Genomic DNA, 21,295 nt, shown 5'->3' with positions numbered 1-21,295 from the left:
AGCCTCGGCGGGTGCCGGAGCCTCTCCCCAGGCCAGCCACCGACGCCCGGATGGCCCTGGAGCCGAGGTTCCCCGGCAGGACGGGTGGAGAGGTAGGAGAACCCATGATCAACACCAGCCCCGCGCCCGAGAAGGACGTCATGTCGGACGAGAATTTCGAAGCCCTGCTGGCCGACAGCTTCATTGCCCAGGATGGCCTGGAGGGAAGCGTCGTTAAGGGTCGGATCACCGCCATCGAGGGCGACCAGGTCCTCATCGACGTCGGCCTGAAGTCCGACGGGCGCATCGCGCTCAAGGAATTCGCCCAGCCCGGTCAGGAGACCGAGCTTGCGGTCGGCGACGAGGTCGAGGTCTATATCGACCGGATGGAGAACGCCCAGGGCGAGGTCGTCATCAGCCGCGAGCGTGCGCGCCGCGAAGAGGCCTGGACCCAGCTCGAGCAGGCGTTCAAGAACGCCGAGCGCGTCAACGGCGTGATCTTCGGGCGCGTGAAGGGCGGCTGCACCGTCGACCTTCAGGGTGCCGTGGCCTTCCTGCCGGGCAGCCAGATCGACATCCGTCCGGTGCGTGACATCACGCCCCTGATCGGCACGACCCAGCCCTTCCAGATCCTCAAGATGGACAAGCGCCGCGGCAACATCGTCGTCTCGCGCCGTGCCGTCCTCGAGGAGAGCCGCGCCGAAGCCCGCAAGGAACTGATCGAGAACCTCAAGGAAGGTCAGATCCTGGAAGGCGTGGTCAAGAACATCACCGATTACGGTGCGTTCGTGGACCTGGGTGGCGTCGACGGCCTGCTGCACGTCACCGACATCTCCTGGCGCCGCATCAACCACCCGACCGAAGCCCTGACCATCGGTCAGTCGGTCCGCGTGGTGGTGACCCGCTTCAACCGCGAGACCCAGCGCATCAGCCTCGGCATGAAGCAGCTCGAGGCGGATCCGTGGGAAGGCGTCGAGGTGAAGTACCCGGTGGGCGTGAAGTTCGCCGGTCGCGTCACCAACATCACCGACTACGGCGCCTTCGTGGAGCTGGAGCCGGGCGTCGAGGGTCTGGTCCATGTCTCCGAGATGAGCTGGACCAAGAAGAACGTGCACCCGGGCAAGATCGTTTCGACCTCGCAGGAGATCGAAGTGATGGTGCTCGACGTCGACTCGCAGAAGCGCCGCATCAGCCTGGGCCTGAAGCAGGTTGCCGACAACCCGTGGGAGACCTTCCTGGATCGTCACCCGGTGGGTTCGGCGATCGAGGGCGAGGTCAAGAACATCACCGAGTTCGGTCTGTTCGTTGGTCTCGACGGCGACATCGACGGCCTGGTGCACCTGTCGGATCTCGACTGGAGCCGCCCCGGCGAAGAGGCGCTCAAGGACTTCCGCAAGGGCGACATGGTCAAGGCCGTGGTGCTGGATGTGGACGTCGAGAAGGAGCGCATCTCCCTCGGCATCAAGCAGCTCGACAAGGATCCCTTCACCGAGGCGACCCAGGACCTGCGTCGCGGCCAGACCGTCACCTGCACGGTCACCAAGGTCGTCGAGAATGGTCTGGAGATCTCCACGGCCGATGGCGCCAAGGGCTTCATCCGCAAGTCGGAAATCGCCCGTGACCGCCAGGATCAGCGTACCGACCGCTACAGCGAGGGCGACAAGTTCGACGCCCTGATCACCAACATCGACCGGTCGAGCCGCAAGCTCACCCTGTCGATCAAGGCGCTGGAGATGGCGGAAGAGAAGAAGGCCATGGCCGAGTTCGGTTCGTCCGACAGCGGCGCCAGCCTCGGCGACATCCTGGGTGCCGCGCTCCGCGAGCGCGAGCGGACCCAGGCGGACGATTGATCCGATCCCGTGCCCCGGGCATCTGCCCGGCGGATCGATGAGCGTCCTGCGGCCGGCCCGGAGCAATCCGGGCCGGCCGCAGCCGTTTCAGGGGGCAGATCTGTCGGCGATGACAGCTGCCGTCACAGGATTGACATCAATCCATATTATATAAATCTCCACATCATTAATTTTCTCTATGTGGAGCCAATCCCATGTCGGATCCCCGCCGCCCTCGTGATGCCGCCGCCCGACTGGACGAGATCTTCGGCATCTTCGCGGCCCGTGGCGACGACAGCTATGGCGAGGCGGTGAGCCAGATCGAGCATGCCGTCCAGTCCGCCGAGATTGCCGAGGCACAGGGTGCCGCCGAGACGCTGATCGCCGCGGCCCTGCTGCATGACATCGGCCACATGATCCACCGCGATGCCGCAGCCGCCTTTCATGACGGCCGGGACGATGCCCATGAACGCCTGGCCGGCAAATATCTGGCCGGGCTGTTTCCGCCGGCGGTGATCCGGCCGATCGAGATGCATGTGGACGCCAAGCGCTGCCTGGTCACCACCGAGCCCGCCTATGCCGCCGCCCTCTCCCCCGTCTCGCGCCGGACCCTGGAGCTGCAGGGCGGCCCGATGACCGGGGCCGAGGCCGCGGCTTTCCTGGCCGATCCTCATGCCGCCGACGCCATTGCGCTGCGGCGTATCGACGAAGCGGCCAAGATCGAGGGCGCCGGCCGCGACGGCGTCGCGCGTTTCCGGCCGCTGCTGGAACGGCTGGCCCTCGGCCTCTGATCCACACCCCACCCTGCATGCCCTGTCCGGGAGCGCCCCGATGGCCCGCAATGTCCTGCTGATCATGGTCGACCAGTGGCGCTGGGATCTTTCTCCCGGCCTCGGCAACCCGCTGGTCGCGACACCGGCGCTCGACCGGCTGGCCGCGCGCGGCGCGGTCTTCACCCGCCATTTCGCCCAGAGCGCGCCCTGCGGCCCGGCCCGGGCGAGTTTCGCCAGCGGCCAGTATGTCTTCAACCACCGGGTCTTCGCCAATCCGGTGCCGATGGCGGCGGGGCGCCGGCTGTTGCAGCACCATCTGCGCACCGCCGGCATCACCCCCTACATGATCGGCTACACCACGGCCGTGCCGGATCCGCGCGGCCGCGACCCTCAGGATCCCGTCTTCCGCGGCCCCTCGGTCGCCGAAGGCTGGCAGATCCTGCGCGAGATGGACGAGGACAAGGCGCGCTATACGGCCTGGGCCCGCGGTCAGGGGGCCGATCTCGATCCCGACTATGATGCCGGCTTCGCGCGTCATCTCCGCGCCGGTGCGCCGGTAGAAACCTCTCCACAGCCCGACGGGCTGCATGACAGCCGCTGGCTGGCCGATGCGGCGGTGGCGTTCCTTGATACCGCACCCGAGCGGCCCTGGCTGCTGCATCTGGGCTTCTACCGGCCGCATCCGCCGCTGGCGGCACTCGCCCGCCACCTGGCCCGGGTGCCCGACGCCCCGCCGCTGCCGCCGATCGACGCCGCCGCCGAGGATGCGATCCACCCCCTGGCCGCCCTGTTCCGCCGGGTGGTGCCGGCATCGATCGCCCATCCGGGCCTGGACGGCCCTGCATCCGCCCTGCCCGCCGCCACGGTCGCCGCCCTGCGCAAGGCCTATCTGGCCCTGCTGGCCGAAGTCGACGACGAGGTCGGCCGGGTGCTGGCGGCGCTGGAGCGGAGCGGGCGCGGCCAGGACACCCTGGTCGTGTTCATGTCCGATCATGGGGAGCAATGGGGCGAACATGGCCTGTTCGGCAAGCGCGCCATCCACCAGGCCTCGTTCCGGGTGCCGCTGATCATCGCCGACCCGCGGCCGGGCGCCGATCCGACCCGCGGCGGACAGATCCACGCCATCACCGAACATGTCGACCTGCTGCCGACCCTGCTCGACTGGTTCGGCATCGCCGCCCCTCCGCAATGCGACGGCCGCTCGCTGCTGGGCCTGATCGCCGGCGATCGCCCGTCGGACTGGCGGGATGCCGCGGTCTACGAGCATGACTTCCGCGACAAGCTGCCCGGCCCGGTTCCGGGCCTCGCCCGCTCGCCGCATGAGGCACAATTCACCGCCATCCAGGACGAGCGCTGGGCCTATCTGCACTTCCCCGATGCGGATCCCGTGCTCTTCGACCTTGAAGCAGACCCCGGCCAGACCCGCAATCTCGCCGCCGACCCCGCCTTCACCCCGGTCGTCCACCGCATGATGCGCCGCCTGCTCGACCACCGCATACGCCACGCCGACCGCACCCTCTCCGAGGCCCGCGCGGCACCGGGCGGGATGATCGGGCGGTGGTAGCGATCAGGCGGTGGTAACGGGCCGCCCGGTCCGACGTCACACGCCCTCTGCGAGTGCCAGAAACGCCGCCACCACCCCGATCCCGGCAAGCTCGGGCAGGCAGGACAGGCGGACATCGGCCGCCAGAAGTTCGGCGGCCGGGCCGGCGGCGGTCAGGGGGCGGTGGGCCAGGCGGGGGTCGTGGCCGGTCTCGCCGTCGAAAACGATGCCATAGCCGAGGCCGGCGGCGGTCGCCTCGCGGATCATCTCGCGGCTGCCCAGGCTGGCCGCCATGCGGGGGGACAGGCCGATCGCCTCGGCGGCGCGGAGGAAGACCTGACGGGTGACCGAACTCGGCTCGCGCAGCAGCACCGGCAGCCCCGCCAGGGCATCCAGCGGCAGCGGGTCGCCGGACCGGGCAAGAGGATCCGCCGCCGGCACCAGCAGGGCCAGACGCTGGCGCCCCAGCACCACCCCCGCCAGCCGCGGGTCGGGCTCGATATGGCTGGCGGCGATCAGATCCACCCGGCAGGCCAGGACATCCTCGATCAGCTGACCGGTATTACCGGTGGACAGCCGAAGCTCCACCGCCGGATGGGCGTCGGCGAAGCGCTTGGCCAGCCCCATGATCGTTGCCGGCGTGCTGAGCCCCAGCCGCACCAGCCCACCCGCCATGGCCGGATCAGAGGCGACCGCCGCCTCGGTGCGGTCCATCAGCAGCATCACTGCCCGGACATGGGCCAGCAGCCTTTCCCCCGCCTCGGTGGCCACGGCCCCCTGGCCGCGGCGCAGAAACAGGCGCACGCCCAGCTCCGCCTCCAGCCCGCGGATCTGCACCGTCACCGCCGGCTGGGTCACCCCCAGCGATTTGGCCGCCGCCGAGAAACCGCCCTCCACCGCCACGGCGTGGAAGGCGCGCATCTGGTTGAAGTTCATGCTGCGGGCTCCGACTGCATACGTCCGAATCCATAAGTCATCTTCATAAGCATGTCATAGGACATGCGTAGAGTTTATGACGAAGGCGGCATCCAGACCGCTCCGACCGGGCCGATCCCTTCCTTCCCGCCATCCCGAGGAACCAGCACCATGACCACCCTCCGTCTGCGCGCGGGCCTCGCCGGCCTTGTGGCGCTCACCATCGCAGGTGTCGCTGCCCCGGCCATGGCCCGGGTCGAGTTCGACCTCTGGCATGCCCATTCCCCCGACATCACGCTCGGCAAGACCATCGCCCGCTATGCGGCCGAGTTCAACGCCGCACAGAGCGACTACCAGGTCAATGCGGTCTTCAAGGGCAGCTATGACGACGTGATCAACGGCGCCATCGCCGCCGCCCGGGCCGGCAAGGCACCGGCGATCGTGCAGGTCCATGCGCCGGCGGCCCCCACCGTGATCTATTCAAAGGCCGCAAAGCCGGTCGACGAGGTGATGGCGGAAGCCGGTATCCAGGTCGACTGGAGCCGCTATATCCAGCCGGTCATCGCCGCCTATCAGGAGGGTGGCCACCAGATCGGCATGCCCTTCAACACCTCCACCCCGCTGATGTGGATGAACCGCGACCTGATGTCGAAGGCGGGGGTCGAGGCCGTGCCCACCACCTGGGACGAGCTGGAAGCCGCCGCCGTCAGGCTGAAGGCCGCCGGGGTGGACTGCCCGGTCGTGCCCTCCTGGCAGGAATGGACGCTGATCAAGAACTACGCCTTCATCCAGGACATCCCCGTCGCCACCCCGGCCAACGGCATGGAAGGACCGGGGGCACGCCTCACCGTCAACGACCCGCGCATGGTCGCCCATCTCGACCGGCTTCAGCGCTGGGTGAAGGACGGGCTGATGAGCTATCAGGGCCGCCAGTGGACCGGCGCCCACGAAGCCTTCTACGCTCAGCGCTGCGCGATCATGCTGGAAAGCTCGGCCGGGTATGGCGGGATCTCGCAGAAGGCCAAATTCGATTTCGCCGCGGCCATGCTGCCGGTGGAGGCCGGGACCACGGATCCGAAGAACAGCTTCATCGGTGGTGCCGGGCTGTTCGTGATGAACGGCCAGACGCCCGAGGTCTACAAGGGTGTCGCCGCCTTCCTCGCCTTCCTGGCCGAGACCCCGCGCCAGGTGGACTGGCACAAGGTGTCGGGTTATGTCCCGATCACGCTGGATGCCTACGAGGCCGCCAAGGCCGAAGGCTATTACCAGAAATTCCCCCATCAGGAACTGGCCATCCTGCAGCTGACCCGCGGGACCCCCACGCCCAACACCCGTGGCATCCGCCTCGGCTATCTGGTTCAGATCGACGAGATCCTGAACGAGGAGCTGGAAAACATCTGGTCGATGAAGAAGACCGCTGCCCAGGCCATGGATGACGCGGTGCGCCGCGCCAACCCGCTGCTGGAGCGCTTCGAGCGCACCATCGGCCAGTAATACCGCGGGGCTGCCCCTCCCGGCCGGGCGGACTCCTGCGGGTCCGCCCGGCACTACTTATCCCCGGATTCCCCATGTCCATCCACACCCCGCCCGCCGGTGCGGTCTTCCGCGGCCGCATGCTGCCCTGGCTGCTGCTTGCCCCACAGCTGGCCATCCTTGCCCTGTTCTTCTTCCGCCCGGCGGCGGAAGGGCTGCGGCAGGCCTTCCATCTGGCCGATCCCTTCACCGGCCGCGGCATCTACGTCGGGCTCGACAATTTCCGGGCGCTGTTCGCCGAACCGGAATACCTGGACAGCATTCGGGCAAGCCTGATCTTCGCCGGTCTGGTGGCCGGCGTCGCCATGGCGCTGGCCTTCGTGCTGGCCGCTGCCGCCGACCGGCTGCTGGGGGAACGTCCGGCCCTGCGCTCGGCGATCATCTGGCCATACGCGGTCGCCCCGGCGGTCGCGGGCGTGCTCTGGCTGTTCCTGCTGCACCCGTCCTTCGGCGTGATCGCGCGGCTGCTCCACGAGGCGGGGCTGGCCTGGAACCCGCTGCTGGACGGCACCGACGCCATGGCGCTGATCGTGGCGGCGGCCGTGTGGAAGCAGGTCTCCTACAATTTCATCTTCTTCTTCGCCGCCATCCGCTCGGTGCCGAAATCGCTGATCGAGGCCGCCGCCATCGACGGGGCCGGCCCCTTGCGCCGGCTGCGCGACGTGGTCTGGCCGCTGGTCTCCCCCACCAGCTTTTTCCTGCTGGTCATGAACCTGATCTACGCCTTCTTCGACAGTTTCGGCATCGTCGACGCCATCACCGAAGGCGGCCCCGGCGGGGCCACCCGGCTGATGGTCTACAAGGCCTATCGCGACGGCTTCCAGGCCCAGGATCTGGGCGGGTCGGCGGCACAGTCGATCGTGCTGATGGCGCTGGTCGGCGTGCTGACGGTCATCCAGTTCGGCTGGATCGAGCGCAAGGTGTCCTATGCCCGCAGCTGATCCGAAAGCCGCATCCGCGGGCGGCATGGTCCGCCGCGACCCGGTCTTCCGGGCGGTCGCCGCCGGCGTCTTCCTGGCCGGCGCCCTGGTCATGCTGCTGCCGGTCTGGTATGCCCTGGCCATCGCCTCGATGCCCGAAGACGGTCGCCTGTCGATCGGCAGCCTGCCGGGCCCTGCGCTGATCGACACGCTCGCCGATGTGATCCTGGATCCGGTGATCCAGCGGCAGCTGTTCAACAGCCTGGTCATGGCGGCGGCGATCACCGCGGGCAAGATCGCGATTTCGCTGACGGCCGGCTTTGCGGTGGTCTATTTCCGTTTCCGCGGCCGGGCGCTCGCCTTCTGGGCGATTTTCCTGTCGCTGATGCTGCCGGTCGAAGTCCGGATCGTGCCGACCTATGCGGTCGCGGCCGATCCGCTGGCACCCCTGATCGGAGGCTTGCGCCTGCTCGGCATCGAGATCGGGCTCTCTCCCTCGCTGCTCGACACCCATGCAGGGCTGGTGCTGCCGCTGATCGCCTCGGCCACCGCCACCTTCCTTTATCGCCAGGTCTTCCTGGCCGTACCGGCGGATCTGGTAGAGGCCGCCCGGATCGACGGCGCCGGTCCGCTGCGGTTCCTGCGCGACGTGGCCCTGCCGCTGGCGGCGCCGGCGACGGCGGCGCTGGCGGTCATCCTGTTCGTCTATGGCTGGAACCAGTATCTCTGGCCGCTGCTGATCACCACCGACGAACGGATGGCGACCGTGGTGATGGGGGTGGCGCGCACCCTGCCCACCGATAATGCCGAAACCCGCTGGGGGCTGACCATGGGGCGGGCGCTGGTCGCGATGGCGCCGCCGGTGATCCTGGTGCTGGTTCTGCAGCGCCGGCTTGTGGCCGGGCTGACCGATGTCGGCAAGTAGCGCCCCCGGCGCTTATCCCCTTGGCCGGCAAGGGTCCAAGCGGCTATAGATGTCGCCGAGGCGCCGCCGCCGGGCGGCGCGGGACCAAGCCGGAAGGAAGCCGACCCCATGTCTCCGTTCGATGCGTCTCCGTTCGACGCCGACCGTGCGGTCGATCGACGCCGCCTGAAGCGGGGTCTGACCTTCTGGCGCATCGCCGCCATCGTGCTGGCCGCCATTCTGGGCGGCATCGTCTTCCGGGCCACGGATATCGGCGGCAGCGGCGCGTTCAAGGGCGACCGCATCGCCGAACTCACCATCGACGGCTTCATCGCCCCGGATGACGAGCTGTACGACCGGCTGGACGAGGCCCGGGAGGATCCTGCGGTCAAGGCGCTGATCCTGCGCATCGACAGCGGCGGCGGCAGTTCGATCGGCGGCGAGCTGAATTACGAAAAGCTCCGCGAGGTCGCAGCCGAAAAGCCGGTGGTGGCGGTGATGGAAGGCATTGCCGCCTCGGCCGCCTATATGACCGCCCTCGGTGCCGACCGGATCTATGCCCATGGCGAGACGCTGACCGGCTCGATCGGCGTCTATCTTCAGGCGGTCGAGGCGACCGAGCTGCTGCGCTCGATCGGCATCGAGGCCGATCTGATCAAAAGCTCGGTGATCAAGGGCCAGCCCAACCCGCTGGAAGCGCTGAGCGACGAAGCCCGTGCCGCCCTCGCCGACGTGGTCGCCGACAGCTACGGCTATTTCCGCGGCCTTGTGGCCGATCGTCGCAGCCTTGCGGGCGAAAAGCTCGATGCGGTGGCCGATGGCCGGGTCTTCACCGGCCGCCAGGCGCTTGCGGCGGGGCTGATCGACGGTCTGGGCGGCAAAAAGGCAGCGCTTGCCTGGCTTGAAGGCGAAAAGGGGCTGGACGCGGACCTCCCGATCGAGGATATCACCCCCCGTCCGGAAGACGGGCGTGGGCTGCTGGGTGCCGCGGCGGATGCCGCGGTCGAAGCCCTGCTCAAAAATACCGAACTGTCAGAACGGCTTAGAGTTGACGGACTGGTATCGGTTTGGCAACCTCGCCCCTGACTTGAACATGACGGATGCATGACCGCCGGCGGGCCCTGAATACGGCCCGCGAGGACGGTGGCGCAGTGCCGCCATTTCCGGCCGCCGATCCTGCGGCCCGCCCCAGGCGCGGCCCGCTTCACATGCCTTCACCAGGGACCATTTACCACCATGACCAAGTCGGAGCTGATTGCCCGCCTCGCTGCGAGCCATCCCCATCTCTATCAGCGCGACGTCGAGCAGATCGTGAGCACCGTCTTCGACGAGATCTCCGAAGCGCTGGCGCGAGGCGACCGGGTCGAGCTGCGCGGTTTCGGGGCGTTCTCGGTGAAGCACCGCCGCTCGCGCACCGGCCGCAACCCGCGCACCGGCGATACGGTCAATGTGCCGTCGAAGTTCGTGCCCTTCTTCAAGACCGGCAAGGAACTGCGCGACCGCCTGAACGGCGAGTGACCCCGCGGCCGGTCCACGCAGAGACGACGACGCGCGCCACAGGCGCGCGTTTTCGGTTATGATCGGTCCGGTGCGGACCTGGCCCCCGGTCTCCGTCCGCCGGTTTTTGCCCGTTCGCTCATCCGGAGGATGTAAGGCCCCATGCTGCGCGCCCTGAAACTCGCCCTGCTCGCCCTGATCGCGATCATCGTTGCCGCCTTCGCGATCGGCAATCGGGATGGCGTGGTGCTGTCGCTGTGGCCCTTCGGTCTGGAACTGGCCCTGCCGCTGTTCCTGGCGCTGGAGGCGACCCTGCTGATCGGCCTGGTGCTGGGCGGGCTGGTGGCCTGGCTCCGCGCCGGCCGCCACCGGACCCGCGCCCGCCGCCTGGCCCGCCGTGTGGAAGAGCTTGAGGGAGAGCTGCACCGCCTGCGTTCCGGCGCTGCCCGTCCGGCCGCTCCGACAGCACCGGCCGGGCCCGCCCTCGGCAGGGCAGAGGCCGCTCCGCGGCTTGCCGGCAGCCGCGACGCCGCCTGATCCGCAGCCGATACATGGCCGACACCCGGCCTGCATCGACCGGCCCGTATCGACACGGGCACCCTTGCCCCGCCCCTGCACCGGCCCCATGTGACGCTGCGACCTGCAGCCGTTGCGCCCGGAATGCCCGTGCGCCCGGAATGGTATAGGAAGCGGGCTTCGGCCTCTGGTATAAGCCCGGAGGTTCGCGACATACCGGAAGACCATGAGCAAGATCACGCCTCCCCGTTTCGACAATCCGCTCTTCGTCGCCATCGACACGACCGATGCCGGCCGCGCCGCGGCGCTGGCCCGTGCGGTCGCCTCGTCCGCCGGCGGCATCAAGCTCGGGCTCGAATTCTTCATGGCCAACGGGGCCGGGGGCGTGCACGCGGTGCGGGCGGCTGCCCCCGATCTGCCGCTGTTCCTGGACCTGAAGTTCCACGACATTCCGAATACGGTCGCAGGTGCCGTGCGCGCCGTGGCGCCGCTGGCCCCGGCCCTGCTCACCATCCATGCCTCGGGCGGGCCGGCCATGATCCGCGCCGCGCGCGAGGCGGCGGCGGAAGCCGCCGACCGGCTGGGCATCGCCACGCCGCCGGCCGTGGTGGCGGTCACGGTGCTCACCAGCCTGGACGACACCGACCTCATGTCGGTCGGCCAGCGCGGGCCTTCGGGCGATCAGGTGCTGCGACTGACCGACACGGCGCTGGCGCATGGGGCGGCGGGCGTGGTCTGTGCACCCACGGAACTCGTCCGGCTGCGCGGGCGTTTCGGTGCCCAACCGCTGATGGTGGTGCCCGGCATCCGGCCGGCCGATGCCGCCCGCGGCGACCAGAAGCGGGTGATGACCCCGGCCGAGGCCCGCAGTGCCGGTGCCGACGTGCTGGTGGTCGGACGCCCGATCACCGGTGCCGACGATCCGGCGGACGCCGCCGCCCGGATCGCCCACGAGATTGCGGCGGCCGAACTGACGGGAGCTGCCTGACCGATGACCGCGCCGGCCGGCCCTTCATCCACCTCGTCCCCCGCGATCAAGATCTGCGGCCTCAACCGGCCCGACATGATCCGGACGGCGATCGAGGCCGGCGCCACTCATCTGGGTTTCGTGCATTTCGCGCCCTCGCCGCGCCATGTCGATCATGCCGATCTGGCGCGGCTGGCGGACAGCCTGCCCCGAGGCGGCCCGGCCAAAGTGCTGCTGACGGTCGACGCCGACTGGCCGGTTCTGGATGCCGCGGTGGATGCGCTGGGCCCCGATCTGCTGCAGCTGCACGGCCACGAGACGCCCGAGCGGATCGATGCGGTGCGCAGCCGCTATCGCCTGCCGGTGATCAAGGCGGCCGGCATCGCCGATGCCGCCGATGTCGCGGCGCTGAAGCCTTTGGCCGCCGCGGCCGACCTGCTGCTGCTGGATGCCCGCCCGCCGCGCGATGCCACCCGCCCCGGCGGGCTGGGCCAGGCCTTCGACTGGCGCCTGCTTTCAGGTGCGGAGTTCGCGGCGGCCGTCGGCCACACCCCCTGGTGGCTGGCCGGCGGTCTGACCCCGGCGACGGTGGCGGACGCGATCACCCGAACCCGTCCCCAGGGTGTCGACGTCTCATCGGGCGTGGAAAGCGCCCCCGGGGTCAAGGATCCCGCAGCGATCCGGGCCTTCGTTTCCGCGGCGCGCGCCGCCTTCGACCTCAAGACCTGACAGTCAGGAACAGCCGGTTCATGTCGCATACACCCAACACCTACCGCTCCGGGCCGGACGAGCACGGCCGTTTCGGACTGTTCGGCGGCCGTTTCGTCGCCGAGACCCTGATGCCGCTGATCCTGGAGCTTGAGCGGGCCTACGAGGCGGCGCGGCAGGATCCCGGATTTGCCGCCGAGATGGCCCTGTTTCAGCGCGACTATGTCGGCCGGCCGAGCCCGCTCTATCTGGCCGAACGGCTGACGGAGCATCTGGGCGGCGCGAAGATCTACTTCAAGCGCGACGAGCTGAACCACACCGGCGCGCACAAGATCAACAACGTGCTGGGCCAGCTGCTGGTCGCGAAGCGCATGGGCAAGAAGCGGATCATCGCCGAGACCGGCGCCGGTCAGCATGGCGTCGCCACCGCCACCATGTGCGCGCGCCTCGGCATGGACTGCGTCGTTTATATGGGCGAAACCGACATCGTCCGCCAGAAGCCCAACGTGTTCCGCATGCGCCTGCTCGGCGCCGAGGTGCGCGGCGTGTCGTCGGGCACCGCGACCCTCAAGGATGCGATGAACGAAGCCCTGCGGGACTGGGTGTCGAATGTCGACGACACCTTCTACTGCATCGGCACCGCGGCCGGCCCGCACCCCTATCCGATGATGGTCCGCGATTTCCAGTCGATCATCGGCGAGGAGACGAAGGCCCAGGTTCTGGAGCGCGAAGGCCGGCTGCCCGACATGCTGGTCGCCTGCATCGGCGGCGGTTCCAACGCCATCGGCCTGTTCCATCCCTTCCTCGACGACGACGGGGTGCGGATGATCGGCGTCGAGGCGGCGGGCCACGGCATCGAGACCGGCGAGCATGCCGCCTCGCTGGCCGGCGGCCGTCCGGGCGTGCTGCACGGCAACCGCACCTATCTGCTGCAGGATGCCGACGGGCAGATCCTGAACGCCCATTCGATCTCGGCCGGCCTGGACTATCCCGGCATCGGCCCCGAGCATTCCTGGCTGCGCGATATCGGCCGGGTGGAATATGCGGCCGTCACCGACCGCGAGGCGCTCGACGCCTTCCAGCTCTGCGCGCGCCTTGAAGGCATCCTGCCGGCGCTGGAACCCGCCCATGCGGTGGCGCAGGTGGTGAAGACCGCCCCCACCCTGCCCCGCGACGCCATTCTGGTGATGAACATGTGCGGCCGCGGCGACAAGGACGTCTTCACCGTCGCCGAAGCCCTGGGAGTGGACCTGTGAGCGCCATGGCTGAGACCATCGACCGTTCCGCCGTGCCGGGCGGCACCGCCCGCATCGATCGCCGTTTCGCGGCGCTGAAGGCCGAAGGCCGGGCCGGGCTGGTCACCTTCGTGACCGCGGGCGACCCCGATCTCGACACCGGCGCCCGAGTGCTGGCCGCGCTGGCCGAAGCGGGTGCCGACGTGATCGAGCTGGGCGTGCCCTTCACCGACCCGATGGCGGACGGTCCGGCGATCCAGCGGGCGGGGCTGCGTGCCCTCGCCGCCGGGGTCACCATGATCAAGGTGCTGGACATGGTCCGCGCCTTCCGGGCGACCGATACCGATACCCCCGTCATCCTGATGGGCTATTACAATCCGATCTACGCCTATGGTGCCGAGCGCTTCGCCGCCGATGCGATGGCCGCCGGCGTCGACGGGCTGATCGTGGTCGATCTGCCGGCCGAGGAAGAGGAGGAGCTGGTCCGCTTCACCGATCCCGCAGGTCTTGCCCTGGTCCGCCTGGTCGCCCCCACCACCTCGGTTGAGCGTCTGCCCTCGGTGGTCGGCCGGGCGAGCGGCTTCCTCTACTATGTCTCGATCACCGGCATCACCGGCACCGCCTCAGCAGACATCTCCAGGGTGGCACCGTCGGTCGCCCGGATTCGCGCGGCGAGCGAATTGCCGGTGGCGATCGGTTTCGGTATAAAGACTCCCGAACAGGCAGCCGCCTTCGCGGCGATCGGTGATGCCGTCGTGGTCGGCTCGGCGATCGTGCAGGAGGTCGAACAGGCGGTGGCCGACGGCGCGCCTGAAACCGCGCCGGACCGGGTCCGCCATCTGGTCAGCCGGCTGGCCGGCGGTGTGCAGAGCGCTGCCGCCCGCGCCTGACGGCGACGCCCGTGACCCGCCCCGCCCCAGGCATCCGAACGGAGACCCCAACCGCATGAGCTGGCTGTCGAACTTCGTCCGTCCGAAGATCCAGGCTCTGGTCCGCAAGCCCGATGCGACGCCGGACAATCTCTGGCACAAATGCCCGTCCTGCGAGCAGATGATCTTCCACCGCGATCTGGTGGAAAATCTGCATGTCTGCACCAATTGCGGACATCACATGCGCCTGCCGGCGAAGCAGCGGCTCGCCATGCTGTTCGACGACGGCGCCTATGACCGGATCGACACCCCCAAGGTGACGGCCGATCCGCTGCGCTTCCGCGACCGCAAGCGCTATACCGACCGTCTGCGCGAGGCCCAGGCCAAGACCGACGAGACCGACGCCATCCAGGTGGGCGAGGGCCGCATCGGCGGCGTGCCGGCCGTGGTTGCGGTGTTCGATTTCGATTTCCTGGGTGGCTCGATGGGCATGGGCGTGGGCGAAGGCCTGGTCAAGGCCGCCGCCGTCGCCGTGCAGAAGAAGCGTCCGCTGATCGTCTTCCCGGCTTCGGGCGGTGCCCGCATGCAGGAAGGTGCGCTGTCGCTGATGCAGATGGCCCGCACCACGGTCGCCGTCGACCGGGTGAAGGAAGCCGGCCTGCCCTATGTCGTGGTCTTCACCGACCCGACCACCGGCGGCGTCACCGCCTCCTTCGCCATGATCGGCGACATCCACATCTCCGAACCCGGGGCCCTGATCGGCTTTGCCGGCCAGCGGGTGATCGAGACCACCATCCGCGAGGCCCTGCCTGAGGGCTTCCAGCGCGCCGAGTACCTGATGGAACACGGCATGCTCGACATGGTGGTGCCGCGCAACGCGCTGAAGGAGACGCTGGCCCGGACGCTGAAGCTGCTGCTGAAGCTGCCGCCGGTGGCGGCCCCCAAGCCCGGCACCGCGCTTGCAGAGCCGGTGACCAACACCGTCACTCCGCCGCGCAAGCCCGCCGGCAATGCCACGGCCAGGCCCGCCGAGGCGACACCGCGTGCCGAGCCCGCCCTGGGCACGGCTGCGACCGACGAGCCGCACAAGGCCTGATACTGCGCCCGGGCCCCGAAGGCCCGGGTGCCATCCGACGTGAAGGGGCTGCCGGCCCATGGATGACAGCGCCACCATCCTCGACCGGCTGGGCCGGCTGCACGCGACCGAGATCGAACTCGGTTTCGACAGGATCCTGCGTCTGCTCGCCGATCTCGGCAATCCGCAGGACCGGTTGCCGCCGGTCATCCATCTGGCCGGCACCAACGGCAAGGGCTCGGTGGTGGCCTGCCTCGGGGCGATCGCCCGTGCCGCCGGGCTTTGCGCCCATGCCTATACCTCGCCGCATCTGGTCCGCTTCCACGAACGCATCGCCCTTGGCGGCCGGCCGATTGCCGAACCGGTGCTGGCCCGGCTGCTGGCCCGGATCGAAAAGGTCAATGCCGGCCGCCCGATCACCTTCTTCGAAATCACCACCGCGGCCGCCTTCCTGGCCTTCGCCGAAACCCCGGCCGATCTGGTGATCCTGGAAACCGGTCTCGGCGGGCGACTGGACGCCACCAACCTGGTCGCCCGGCCGGCCGCGGTCGGCATCACCCGCATTGCGCTCGACCACATGGAATTCCTGGGCGACACCCCGGCGCTGATCGCGGCCGAAAAGGCGGCGATCATCAAGCAGGGTCGCCCCGCCGCCACCGTCGCCCAGACGCCCGATGCCGCCGCCGTCATCCGTGCCGCCGCCCTGCGCATGCAGGCCCCCTTTACCGAAGGCGGCCGCGACTGGCAGGCCTCGCTCGACACGGACCGGCTGGTGATCAGCGGCGGCCCGGCTGCGGGCGCCTGGCCGCTGCCGGCCCTGATCGGCGACCACCAGGCCTGGAATGCCGGTCTCGCACTCACCCTCGCCCGGCTTGCCGCCGCGGACATACCGGCACTGGCGCCGCTCGGTCGGGCCGACGCCCTGGCCGAAGGGCTGCGCACCACCCGTCATCCCGGGCGGCTGCAGCCGGTGACGGCAGAGATCGCCCGGGCGCTGCCGGCGCTCGATCCGGCCGGTCGGCACGAGATCTGGATCGATGGCGGCCACAATCCCGATGCGGTGGATGCGCTCGTCCGCCACAGCCTGGGCCCCTGGTCGGACCGGCCGCTGCAGCTGGTGCTGGGCCTGCTCGCCCGCAAGGATGCCACAGCCGTGATCGCGGGGCTCGCGCCGCTCGCCGGCCGGGTTCGGCTCGCGACCATCGCCATACCCGGTCATCCCTCGCATGACCCGGACATGCTGGCCGGTCTCGCCCGCCGGGCGGGGATCGACGCCGCCCCCGCCGCAGGCTGGCAGGCCGCGATCGCCGCCGCCAATCCCGACATCGCCCACCGCATCCTGATCTTCGGCTCGCTCTATCTGGTCGGCGATGTCCTCGCCGCCGTCGAACCCGCCGATGCCGAGGCTGCCGCCTGACCCGTGCCCGATCTCCGTTCAGGATCTGCATCCATGACCGCCATACCCGCCTTTTCCGTCGCCGATCTGGGGCACGTCGCCATCGCCCATACCCTGCTGCCGGCAGACCGGCCCGGCGGGCTGCCGGTGGTGTTCGTCCACGGGCTGTCGATGCAGGGGCCTGAATGGCCGGCGGCCTTCCTGGACGAGCTTAGTGCAGACCATCCGATCCTGCTGCTCGACAATCGCGATGCCGGGCTCTCTTCCGCCTTCGGACCGGTGGTGCTGGGAGAGCCGGACGCCCCGCCGCCCCAGGCCTATGACCTGTTCGACATGGCCCGCGACGTCATGGCCCTGCTCGACCGTCTGGGCCTCGATCGGGTGCATCTGGTCGGCTATTCGATGGGTGGGCGGATCACCCAGATCATCGCCGCCACTGAGCCGGCCCGCGTGGCCTCGCTCACCTGCCTGTCATCGACCGGCGGCCGCCGGCAGGTGGAAGCGAAGGCCGATGTCCGCGACGCCCTGGGTGCCACCCGGGCGGAACGCCTGCTCCATGCCCCCGATATCGAGCTGTTCGTCGCCCAGTCCCGCCTGCTCGACGGCACGGCCCTTCAGGCGTCCGACGACGAGCACCGGCGGCGGATCACGCAGGCGGTCACCCGCAGCTACCGGCCGCTCGGCACCGGCCGCCAGATGGCGGCGATCGAGAGCACGATGGATCGCCGCGAACTGCTGGGCCGCATCACATGCCCCCCCCTGTTCATTCACGGCACCGCCGACCCGGTGGTGGCGCTGGACCGGGCGCGGGAAGGTGTAGAGCGGATCCCGAATGCCCGCCTGCACGTCATCGAGGGGCTGGGTCATCTGATCACCGAGGCAGCGACGCCACTGTTCCTCGCCCCACTCGCCGCCCATATCCGGGCCGCGGAAGCGACCGGTTGATCACGAAAAACTGTCCTCGGGCAGTTTCAGCTCGGCCGGGGACTGCCCCAGGATCCAGCCCTCCACGGTCGTGACCGGCGCCAGCCGCGGCTCTCCCGTGGGTCGGGCCCCGGCCAGCACCTGCAGCATGCCCATCAGCCCGACCACGGCATCGAACTGGTCCTCGCCGCGGGCACCATTGCCGAAGCCGTCGCCCAGTTCGGCAACCAGCGGCATGTCGATGACGAAATCCAGCCGGCGGGCCGCTTCCATCAGGGTCGCGGCATTGGCGGCGCGATCGTTGCGGTTGCGCTTGCTGCCCCGGCCGTTGGCGGCCTGACGGCCCAGCCGCACCCCCAGATGGCGATGGAAGGCCGCCGGATAGGCCTCGACCACGGTAACGGAATGGCGGGCGACCAGCTCGCCCAGCCGGCCGTCGAAGGGCCAGAGCCCCAGATCCAGCCCCGCGCGGCGGGCCGGGATCAGCAGATGCCGCCAGACATGGGCGGCCGCACGGCCGACCTGGGCGGGGCCCATGGTCCAGAACAGCGGGGCCGCCGCCCGACGGGCGATGGTCGCATGCTCGCAGATCCGCCGCAGATCGTCGGGCCCGTCCAGCCCCAGCCGGCGGGCAAGCTCGGCCGGGCCGCCCTGCCCCTGCCCCGGGCGGCGCGGAAAGAACGGCCGCTCGGGCGAAATCTCCTCGGGCCGGTCCGCCGGCTCAAGCCCTTCGGGCGCGGCCGCGAACCGGTCGAGTGCGTCGGAGAAGCGTTCGGCCCTGAGCAGCCCGGCATAGGCCGCCGGCAGGCCCAGCACCACGTCCAGCCCCAGCAGCACCCGCCCGCCCCCGCTACGTCCACCCCGGCTACGTCCACCCTGGGCGCGCTCAATCAGCCGGGTGATCAGGCTGTCGACCGGCCCCACCGGTTCCGGGACACCCGCGGCATAGCGGCCATCCTCCATCCGCGTCGCCACCGCCATCCAGCGCTTGCGGGCATCGACGCTCCAATCGGCATGAACCACCAGATCGGGCGGCACGGGGCAGGGCGGCCCGCCCGCATCGGTGCCGGCAGCCAGGGCCAGGCGGTTGGCGGCAGGCGCCGGGGTGAACACCTCCTGTTCCCGCGCCGAGCCGCGCAGCTGCACCCGGCCCAGCGATCGCCAGGCGGCGGTGGCCCTGGCGGCAAAGGTGCCGCTGGCGATGATCCGGTGGCCAAGTGTCTTGCTCAGATCTTCCAGCCGCGCCGCCTCGTTGATCGACCGGTCGATGGCGGTGAACTGCAGCCGTTCGGCGGTGCCGATATTGCCGAACATCACCCGCCCCAGATGCAGGCCGATGCCGAAATCGACCCGCGGCTCGCCCTCGGCCACGCGTTCGCGGTTCCACAGCTCCAGCCGGCGTTCGGCATCACGCGCCGCGGCCAGGGCCGCATCGCAGGCCGCCTCCACCTCGTCGCCATAGACCGCCAGCGGGAAGATCGCGAGCACGCTGTCGCCCATCAGCGACAGCACCTCGCCCCCCGCCCCCAGCACCGGTTCGGCCGCGCATTCGAAATAGCGGTTCACCAGTTCCATGAACCGGCCGACGCCCAGCCGCTCGGCCATGGCGGGGGAACCGCGCAGATCCGACAGAAAGATCGCCGCCGGGATCAATTCGCCGTCGCCGCGGCGGATCTGGCCCGACAACACCCGCCGGCCGGCATGCTGGCCCAGATAGGTCATCGCCACCGTATCCGAAACCTGGGCCGTGAAGGCCAGCCGGCAGGCCGCCGCCAGATGCACCTGCAAGGCCGAGAGGATGGCCAGATCGCGATCACTGAACCCGTCGGGGGCGTCTGCGGTCCACGAGGCGAGCACGCCGTTGCCGCCAAGCCCGCTGCCGAAGGCGGTGGCGGTGGCGACATAGTCGGTCATGCCCTCGGCGACCAGATCCTCGAACAGCGCGAATTCCCGGCTCGCCTCGGGCCCGGTCAGCCGGCGGCGCATCCAGTGCATGTCGTGGGTCAGCATGTAGTTGAGCGGCGACCGCTGCCAGGCCTCGGACACGCCGACAAGGCCGTGGGCCATCACCATCCGCTCCACCGGCTGGCCCGCCTGCCAGAGAAACGACACCGCCGCGATCAGCGGGTGCAGGGTGCGGAAGGCCAGATAGACCCGCCCCACCGGAACCCCGGCCTCGACCAGGCTGCGGTTCATACCGTCGAAAACCCGTTCGAAACTGCCGGCCTGGATCAGCTCGCCCGCCATCCGTCCCGCGACCGTTGCGACCACCGCCGCCGCCTCGGCATCCAGCGGCATGGCCGCGGGCGGCGGCAGCTGCAGGCGGCCCAGCACGTCGTCGCGGCTGCGGGGGGCGACGTCACGGCGACTGCGGTCGGGCATCGGCTCCGGTCCTGATGGCGGCGCGCACAAGGCGCAGGAAGGTCTGGGTGCCGACCGCAAGCACGGGGGCCGCATCGGCACCGCCGGTATCGTACAGCAGCCGGACCATGGCCGGCACGTCGTCATGATCGATGGGCCCGTAAAGCGGCGCGTGCAGCCCCTGTCCCAGCCGGGCCGCCAGCCGGCGATGCACGCCCGGGCCATGAACCAGCGGCCCGCGCCGCCCCTGAAGCACCAGGCCATGGGCAGGGAGCCCCGCCGCGGCCAGCGCGTCGATCAGCCCGTCGACATCCTTGTCGTCGGTAACCGACAGCAGCACCCGCCAGCCCGCCCGTCCCAGCCGGGCAAGGCGTCCGGCATCCAGGCTCGCCGCCTGCACGGCCGCCTCCCAGCCGATATCGCGCCCGTCTGCGGTTGCGGCCCGCCCCCAGGACGGCACCGAAGCCGCCATCCGGTCCAGCGCCTCGGCGACCCGGGCTGCCATGGGGTCGATCCCGTCGGCCACAAGCGCCGCACGGGCCAGCGCCAGATCCTGACGCAGCCAGCCCGGCCGGTCATCGGCCGCATCGACGGGCGGCGCCCCGACGACCAGAGCATCGGCAGGACGGATCCCCGCCTCGCGGCCGGTCCTGGCGGCGGCGGCGGTCAGAATGGTCCGGCCGCACCGCCCATGGATGTCGAGCTTCTCGGCCGCGACATCGGCGAGTGTCGGCCCCAGCCGGTCCAGATGTTCGGGCAGGATCGCGGTCACCACGCCGATCCGCGCCCGAAGCCGGCCGGCCTCGTCATGGGCGGCGCCCCGCCCGGTTTCGATCACCAGCCGCTCGGCCCCGACCTCCCGCGCATGGGACAGGGCGATGGCCAGAAACTGGCCGAAGGGCGACAAGGCCTCGCCCGCCGGCAGACCGGCGGCCAGGGCCTCGAATTGCGGGGCGAGCGCCGCATGGTGGCGCAGGAAATCCTCGGCCCCGATCACCGCACCATCCAGGCGGATGCGGTCGAGCGCGGTGGTCTCTTCGGGCGAGGTGAACAGCAGGGTCCGGCGGCCGGCGGCCGTCTCCCCCGCCGCGATCAACCGGGCGGTGCTGCCCTTGCCCTTCGATCCCGTAACCAGGATCACCCGGCCCGGATCGGGCATCAGCCCGGCGGCGGCGATCAGCCCGAGCAGCCGGTCCGGCCGGCGCAGATCCCGGTCGAAGCCCGGTCTGGCCGGACGTGCCGCCATGGCGCCGGCATAGATCGCATCCAGCGCGCATCCCATCGCGGCATCGGCGTCGGGTGCCGCAGGACCGTCGGACAAAGCGAGGCCCGCACCGTCCCCGGGGACCAT

19 protein-coding genes are annotated in these 21,295 nt (G+C 70.0%); 16 read left to right on the top strand and 3 right to left on the bottom strand.

Annotation, left to right across the window (positions count from 1 at the left end):
• Positions 1–104 precede the first annotated feature (104 nt).
• The 3 genes from rpsA to CMO28_RS09755 all read left to right on the top strand — a co-directional run bounded on the left by rpsA (position 105) and on the right by CMO28_RS09755 (position 4,145).
• Positions 105–1,829 (top strand): 30S ribosomal protein S1, encoded by a 1,725-nt coding sequence (rpsA, locus tag CMO28_RS09765; protein ID WP_014746736.1) that lies wholly within the window; start codon positions 105–107, stop codon positions 1,827–1,829.
• Positions 1,830–2,023: 194 nt separating this feature from the next.
• On the top strand, positions 2,024–2,599 hold the full coding sequence (locus CMO28_RS09760) for a phosphonate degradation HD-domain oxygenase (protein ID WP_062770567.1): 576 nt from the start codon (positions 2,024–2,026) through the stop codon (positions 2,597–2,599).
• A gap of 40 nt (positions 2,600–2,639) precedes the next feature.
• Positions 2,640–4,145 carry an alkaline phosphatase family protein gene (locus tag CMO28_RS09755; RefSeq protein WP_296712983.1) on the top strand — a complete coding sequence of 502 codons (1,506 nt, stop codon included), beginning with the start codon at positions 2,640–2,642 and terminating at the stop codon, positions 4,143–4,145.
• Between the two features lie 36 nt (positions 4,146–4,181).
• Here CMO28_RS09755 and CMO28_RS09750 read toward each other — a convergent pair whose 3' ends face one another.
• Complete coding sequence (locus CMO28_RS09750; protein WP_296712981.1) at positions 4,182–5,060, bottom strand: LysR substrate-binding domain-containing protein; 879 nt, start codon at positions 5,058–5,060, stop codon at positions 4,182–4,184.
• Positions 5,061–5,210: 150 nt separating this feature from the next.
• Here CMO28_RS09750 and CMO28_RS09745 point away from each other — a divergent pair, with 150 nt between their 5' ends.
• The 13 genes from CMO28_RS09745 (at position 5,211) to CMO28_RS09685 (ending at position 17,604) form a co-directional block, all read left to right on the top strand.
• On the top strand, positions 5,211–6,533 hold the full coding sequence (locus tag CMO28_RS09745; protein WP_296712980.1) for an extracellular solute-binding protein: 1,323 nt from the start codon (positions 5,211–5,213) through the stop codon (positions 6,531–6,533).
• Between the two features lie 74 nt (positions 6,534–6,607).
• Positions 6,608–7,513 carry a sn-glycerol-3-phosphate ABC transporter permease UgpA gene (gene ugpA / locus CMO28_RS09740; RefSeq protein WP_296712978.1) on the top strand — a complete coding sequence of 302 codons (906 nt, stop codon included), beginning with the start codon at positions 6,608–6,610 and terminating at the stop codon, positions 7,511–7,513.
• A 25-nt stretch (positions 7,514–7,538) separates the two neighbouring features.
• Entirely contained in the window at positions 7,539–8,417 is an 879-nt protein-coding gene (locus tag CMO28_RS09735; protein ID WP_296712976.1) for an ABC transporter permease subunit, read from the top strand.
• A 108-nt stretch (positions 8,418–8,525) separates the two neighbouring features.
• Entirely contained in the window at positions 8,526–9,482 is a 957-nt protein-coding gene (sppA, locus tag CMO28_RS09730; RefSeq protein WP_296712974.1) for a signal peptide peptidase SppA, read from the top strand.
• 150 nt (positions 9,483–9,632) lie between these two features.
• Positions 9,633–9,914 carry an integration host factor subunit beta gene (gene ihfB, locus CMO28_RS09725; protein ID WP_014746745.1) on the top strand — a complete coding sequence of 94 codons (282 nt, stop codon included), beginning with the start codon at positions 9,633–9,635 and terminating at the stop codon, positions 9,912–9,914.
• A 141-nt stretch (positions 9,915–10,055) separates the two neighbouring features.
• Entirely contained in the window at positions 10,056–10,430 is a 375-nt protein-coding gene (locus CMO28_RS09720) for a lipopolysaccharide assembly protein LapA domain-containing protein (protein ID WP_296712972.1), read from the top strand.
• A gap of 205 nt (positions 10,431–10,635) precedes the next feature.
• Positions 10,636–11,397 (top strand): orotidine-5'-phosphate decarboxylase, encoded by a 762-nt coding sequence (gene pyrF / locus CMO28_RS09715; protein WP_062770548.1) that lies wholly within the window; start codon positions 10,636–10,638, stop codon positions 11,395–11,397.
• A gap of 3 nt (positions 11,398–11,400) precedes the next feature.
• Positions 11,401–12,105 carry a phosphoribosylanthranilate isomerase gene (locus tag CMO28_RS09710; protein ID WP_296712970.1) on the top strand — a complete coding sequence of 235 codons (705 nt, stop codon included), beginning with the start codon at positions 11,401–11,403 and terminating at the stop codon, positions 12,103–12,105.
• Positions 12,106–12,125: 20 nt separating this feature from the next.
• A complete protein-coding gene (gene trpB / locus CMO28_RS09705; protein ID WP_062770542.1) occupies positions 12,126–13,340 on the top strand; it encodes a tryptophan synthase subunit beta in 1,215 nt (404 codons plus the stop codon).
• A gap of 5 nt (positions 13,341–13,345) precedes the next feature.
• Complete coding sequence (trpA, locus tag CMO28_RS09700) at positions 13,346–14,209, top strand: tryptophan synthase subunit alpha (RefSeq protein ID WP_296712966.1); 864 nt, start codon at positions 13,346–13,348, stop codon at positions 14,207–14,209.
• A 55-nt stretch (positions 14,210–14,264) separates the two neighbouring features.
• Positions 14,265–15,284: an acetyl-CoA carboxylase, carboxyltransferase subunit beta gene (gene accD / locus CMO28_RS09695; RefSeq protein WP_296712964.1), complete on the top strand. Its 1,020-nt coding sequence runs from the start codon at positions 14,265–14,267 to the stop codon at positions 15,282–15,284.
• Between the two features lie 58 nt (positions 15,285–15,342).
• Entirely contained in the window at positions 15,343–16,680 is a 1,338-nt protein-coding gene (locus CMO28_RS09690) for a bifunctional folylpolyglutamate synthase/dihydrofolate synthase (RefSeq protein WP_296712963.1), read from the top strand.
• A gap of 33 nt (positions 16,681–16,713) precedes the next feature.
• The gene (locus CMO28_RS09685) at positions 16,714–17,604 is read left to right on the top strand and encodes an alpha/beta fold hydrolase (RefSeq protein WP_296712961.1); all 891 of its coding nucleotides are present in this window, start codon (positions 16,714–16,716) and stop codon (positions 17,602–17,604) included.
• Here CMO28_RS09685 and CMO28_RS09680 read toward each other — a convergent pair whose 3' ends face one another.
• Entirely contained in the window at positions 17,605–19,965 is a 2,361-nt protein-coding gene (locus CMO28_RS09680) for an adenylate/guanylate cyclase domain-containing protein (protein ID WP_296712959.1), read from the bottom strand.
• Complete coding sequence (locus tag CMO28_RS09675; protein ID WP_296712957.1) at positions 19,943–21,295, bottom strand: Mur ligase family protein; 1,353 nt, start codon at positions 21,293–21,295, stop codon at positions 19,943–19,945. The genes CMO28_RS09680 and CMO28_RS09675 overlap by 23 nt, the downstream gene beginning before the upstream one ends.

Origin of the sequence: Tistrella sp., from assembly GCF_002684955.1 — a bacterium.
GTDB classification, from domain to species: Bacteria; Pseudomonadota; Alphaproteobacteria; order Tistrellales; family Tistrellaceae; genus Tistrella; species Tistrella mobilis.
Note: the sequence above shows the minus strand (reverse complement) of the source record. Positions and strands in the feature narration are given on the sequence as shown.